The following is a 4,488-nucleotide window of genomic DNA, read 5'->3' as shown; positions in this document are numbered from 1 at the left end:
GTTATAAAGTGGCATGCCGAGTACGATAATGTCGGCGTCGCGAAGTTCGTTAATCAGGGCGTCGGACTCGGCGACGACGGCTTGCTGAGCTGCATCGCGCTCTGCCGCGGGGGTGGTAAATGCCTTAAAGCGATTGCCGTCGAGGTGCGGTAGTGGCTTGGCTTGCAAATCACGGCGGATTAACTGGGTGGCGTCGGAATTGGCTTGTAATTGGTCGACGAAGTCGTTGGCCATTTTGCTTGATTGACCCTGTTCGCCAAATAAGCTGCTATTAATCTGGAGGATGGTTTTCATTTTTTGGAGCTCCTTTTAGTAGGGGGCAATTACTGTGTTGTTGGGCTTATTAAACTATTGATAAAGTTGTTTAAAAAGCGCAATTTATTGGCTAAAGCAATCAAGAAAATTGATATATGAGCGGACCGAGGACCAGTCTTGAGCAGTGGCACTGCTTTTTAGCGGTAGTTGACGAAGGCAGTTATGCCCGCGCCGCTGAGGTTTTGCATAAAAGCCAATCGGCAGTGACCTACACCATTCAAAAAATGGAGGAGCAGCTGGGGGTGCGGGTATTTGAAATTCGCGGTCGCAAAGCTGAACTTACCGAGGCTGGGCACATGCTCTATCGCCGTGGTCGCTCTTTAATTGATGAGGCGCTGCGCCTTGAGAAGTCCGCTAAATCGGTGGCGGCGGGCTGGGAGCCTCAGTTGCGTATTGTTTGCGACACCCTGTTTCCCGCGGCGGTGATGTTGGATTGCCTCGAAGATCTCAGTGTGCACTGCCCCGATACTCGTATTGAGTGTGTTGAGTCGGTGCTCAGCGGCGCCGAAGAGGCTTTGCTGGAGCGGCGCTGCGATGTGGCGATAACCGGTATTGTACCGCCGGGCTTTTTGGGCGATCACTTGCTGCGGGTGAAGTTTTTGGCAGTGGCCCAGCGTGACCACCCGCTTCATCAATTGGGTCGCGACTTGGACTATCGCGATTTGCGGCCTTTTCGGCAGGTGGTGGTGCGGGACTCTGGGGTGCGTCGGCAGCGGGATTCGGGCTGGTTGGACGCGTTACAACGATTAACGGTTAGCCGTATGGAGACCTCGATTAACGCGGTGGCCAGAGGGCTTGGCTTTGCCTGGCTGCCAGCGGTGGCAATGCGTGAGGAGTTGGCTAGCGGGTTAATCAAGCCGTTGCCGATGATCGAGGGTGGCGAGCGCCATGCCGATTTGTTTTTAATATTGCCCAATCGCGACTTGGCTGGTGCGGCGGCACTCCGCTGTGAGGCCTTTATTAAGGACGCTGTAGCAAACTTAGTCTGTTAATAACGGAAATTGATAGTTAAAAACGGGTGACGTTATTACATCCGGTCGGTCATAAAGGTGTGATTACAGGGCGTGGGGAGAGAGTCATGAGTCGTCAGCAGCAGTTTGTATTAATGGGCCGTTATAATCGCGATATGAATCAACGTTTGTTTGCTGCGGCCAGCAAGCTTGAGGACGATCAGCTGTGCAGCAATATGGGTGCGTTTTTTCAGTCAATACTCGGCACCCTCAATCACCTTTATGTCGCCGATGTTATGTGGCTACAGCGTTTTGCGGCGGGTTCGTTTGCTGGGGCGAGTTGTCTAGACAGTGTTGCGTTATTGGCTAAGCCCACGGCCTTAAATCAGATTATATACTCCGAGTTGGAGGTCTTTTTACCGGCGCGAAAGAGCCTCGATGTGACGATTTGTCATTGGAGTGAGGCGCTGCAGGAGGAAGCTCTAGATCGCCCATTTAGCTATAAGAACAGCAAAGAGGCTGACTTCTGTAAGCCCTTTGGCTTGGTTTTGCAGCACTTTTTTAATCACCAAACCCATCACCGAGGGCAGCTTACGACTCTTTTGAGCCAGCAGGGTGTGGAGGTGGGGGTTACGGATTTCCTATTGTGGATTGATGAGGTCACGCCAGAGCTGGCGTGACCATTGCGGCGCTGGGGTGAGCGCCCGCGAGCTTAGTTTGTGGCGACAAAGCTCTGCTTATAGCTGCGAATTGCGGCATTGTAATCGTTGGCAACGAGCTCGAGCTTGTCCATGGCGCGGTCATAATTCAGCGCCGTCGAGTAGCGGGCGCAAACAGGTAATAAGGCGTTGGCGCGGTCAACAAATTCAACCACTTGATTTTCTAGAGCCAGTAACTCCGTTTTACTGAGATTTCTGTCGGTGGGAATATGGGGGGCATTCATAACCGCGCGTGTGGCGCAATCGGCAAAGAGCGTAGTGCTAAACAGGCTCAATAATACGGCGATAACTACAAGTGCAGGGGATTTCATGAATAGAATCTCGATATTTGGGTGCAGGTGGGTCACTGGTAGCGGCTAAAAGTGCTACCAAAATACCCCGCCATTGTTACCGATTTGGACAGGGTAATCAAATCAGCTAGCGTCAGTAGGTATTATTTCCCAAAGTAGCAGCCGTTTTGTGGGCTTACGTCGCCAGGGCGGCTGGTAGCGGTTCGCACTGTGGTTTTTTTGCGGAGTGGAGTTTGCTTGTGGGTGCATTTTGTTACGCTAGGTAGCAGGAGGTGCCGTTTTATTTAGAACAAGCGGTTTATACAGTAATGCTAGGCTTAGGCTGCGCGCGAGGTTAAAAGCACAAAAGCTGAGCCAAAGGCCGTGATTTTCTAGGCCCTTGCTGAGCAACCACACTGGGAGGTAAATGATGGCGACGCTGGCTAACATGCTCCACTGCATCGCTTGGGTTTTTAGGGCGCCAATGAAAACGCCGTCTAATAAGTAACTTGGCGCGCATATCACGGGCATGATAATTAGCCAGCCGTAGTGACTGTTGGCTATGTGGCGAACAGCCACGATGTCGGTCATTAGGTTTAGGATTGGCCCCTGCCCCAGCCACAACAGCAAGCTTGCGCCAAGTGCAGTAGCTAGGCAGTAGCGGGCGCAGCATGCGCTGACGCTTGCAAGTGCATCTCGCCTACCTTCCGAAAACGCCTCCCCGATGAGAGCCTCTGCGGCGTGGGCAAAGCCATCCATGCCGTAGGCACTGACCAGCATAAGCTGCAGTAATATGGCATTGGCAGCAACGGTGCTTTGACCGAAAACAGCACCTTGAGCAGTAAAAAAGGCAAAGCTAAACAATAGCGCTGCGGTGCGAATAAAAAGGTGCACGTTGCTGTTGAGAAGCTGGCTGAGCGCAGGGCCGTATCGCCAGCTGAAACGCAGGCCCTGGCGCAGCGTCTCAATTACTGCGCTGCGCACGGCCCAAAGGCCAATGGCGAGTCCACAGTACTCACTAATAGCGCTTGCAAGGGCGGCGCCGTCGCTACTCATTTCTAGGACGATAATAAACAGCCAATCTAGGACGATATTCACACCGTTGGTGGTTACGGCAATAATCAGCGGCCACCGAGTTTGCTGGCGACCGATTAGCCAGCCAACAATGACATAGGTACACAATACCGCTGGGGCGCTAAAAAGGCGGATGTGTAAATAGCTTTTGGCTAGGGGGAGCAGCGCGTCCGGGGTGTTCATGAGTCCCAGACCAATTTCGCTGAGAGCGAGTCCGGCTACCCAAATAAAGGCCGCGATCGTCAGGCCAAGGGCAGCGGCTTTGAGCAGCAGCGCATTCGCATCTTTAGGTCGACTTAGCAGCTGGGCACTGGCGCCGGTGGTGCCCATACGTAAAAATCCAAAGCCCCAGTAGAGGAAGGCCAATAAACTGGTGCTGATTGCGACGGCGCTCAGGTAGCGGCTGTCGCTTAGGTGGCCGAGGATGGCGGTATCAACTAGGCCGAGTAGCGGCACTGATAAATTGGCTAGGATCATTGGCCAAGCGAGTGCCCACACCCGAGTGCTCGTGGTGGGGGCCTGCTCGGGACTTGTGTTATAGCGCATGGTTTGGCTTTTTGTAAGCGGCATGGTGGAGCGGTATTCTAGCGTGTGGCGGTGCCAGGCCCCTAGTCTAACCAGTATATTTAGCTGGCTCGAGCTTGTTTTGCACAAAAAAGGGGCTAAGTTGATGCTAGTTTGGAAATGCTGGTAATTAGATGTTTGTCTATATCTAGTGGTTTAAAAGCTTTAGGAGTACTTTAGTTAGTGATATTGCGGAAAAATTCCGCCCACTAGCCAGTTGCTAGTGTGGCTTTACTGTTTAACGCAGTAGCGCTGCTGCATTCATCGGGTTTATAATTGCGGCGTTTTGTCGCACCCAAAGCGGTCCAAGCGGGTTTGCGCTGCACAAATTAATAGGTAAATGTCAAAATTCGATCTTTAGAGACCGGGTTGTGGCATTTATCTATGCCTGTTTCAGAGTCCAATTTAGCGATTGTGTTCCATAGCGGGGTATATTTTGTGTGCTGCATCTGCAGATTTAGCGGCGGGGTCTTTATTCAACTATACATGGAGACACGGGAGATGTATTTACAAGCGAGACGGCTTTTAAAGCTGGCGCTTAGTCCTGTGCTAATGCTGCTAAGCCTTTTTAGTACCGGCGCATGGGCCGAAGAGGGC

General features: G+C 52.3%; 5 protein-coding genes. 2 read left to right on the top strand and 3 right to left on the bottom strand.

All coding sequences use genetic code 11. The features are described from left to right. Positions 1–294, bottom strand: a 294-nt coding sequence (locus tag ABYT30_RS16020; protein ID WP_373097488.1) for an NAD(P)H-dependent oxidoreductase, incomplete at its 3' end; no start/stop codon positions are given. Positions 295–410: 116 nt separating this feature from the next. On the opposite strand from ABYT30_RS16020, the gene ABYT30_RS16015 reads away from it, so the two are divergent. After that, the gene (locus ABYT30_RS16015; RefSeq protein WP_373097487.1) at positions 411–1,307 is read left to right on the top strand and encodes a LysR family transcriptional regulator; all 897 of its coding nucleotides are present in this window, start codon (positions 411–413) and stop codon (positions 1,305–1,307) included. A gap of 86 nt (positions 1,308–1,393) precedes the next feature. Continuing rightward, the gene (locus ABYT30_RS16010; RefSeq protein ID WP_373097486.1) at positions 1,394–1,945 is read left to right on the top strand and encodes a DinB family protein; all 552 of its coding nucleotides are present in this window, start codon (positions 1,394–1,396) and stop codon (positions 1,943–1,945) included. 32 nt (positions 1,946–1,977) lie between these two features. Here ABYT30_RS16010 and ABYT30_RS16005 read toward each other — a convergent pair whose 3' ends face one another. Next, positions 1,978–2,295: a hypothetical protein gene (locus ABYT30_RS16005; protein WP_373097485.1), complete on the bottom strand. Its 318-nt coding sequence runs from the start codon at positions 2,293–2,295 to the stop codon at positions 1,978–1,980. A gap of 237 nt (positions 2,296–2,532) precedes the next feature. Beyond that, positions 2,533–3,897, bottom strand: coding sequence for an MATE family efflux transporter (locus tag ABYT30_RS16000; protein WP_373097484.1), 1,365 nt, complete (start codon positions 3,895–3,897; stop codon positions 2,533–2,535). Positions 3,898–4,488 lie beyond the last annotated feature (591 nt).

Origin of the sequence: Zhongshania sp. (assembly GCF_041623545.1) — a bacterium.
GTDB lineage: Bacteria > Pseudomonadota > Gammaproteobacteria > Pseudomonadales > Spongiibacteraceae > Spongiibacter.
Note: the sequence above shows the minus strand (reverse complement) of the source record. Positions and strands in the feature narration are given on the sequence as shown.

Bases quoted from the DNA above. Each gene is read 5' to 3' on its own strand.
- ABYT30_RS16015 (WP_373097487.1), top strand. From the start codon at position 411: ATGAGCGGACCGAGGACCAGTCTTGAGCAGTGGCACTGCTTTTTAGCG.
- ABYT30_RS16010 (WP_373097486.1), top strand. From the start codon at position 1,394: ATGAGTCGTCAGCAGCAGTTTGTATTAATGGGCCGTTATAATCGCGAT.
- ABYT30_RS16005 (WP_373097485.1), bottom strand. From the start codon at position 2,295: ATGAAATCCCCTGCACTTGTAGTTATCGCCGTATTATTGAGCCTGTTT.
- ABYT30_RS16000 (WP_373097484.1), bottom strand. From the start codon at position 3,897: ATGCCGCTTACAAAAAGCCAAACCATGCGCTATAACACAAGTCCCGAG.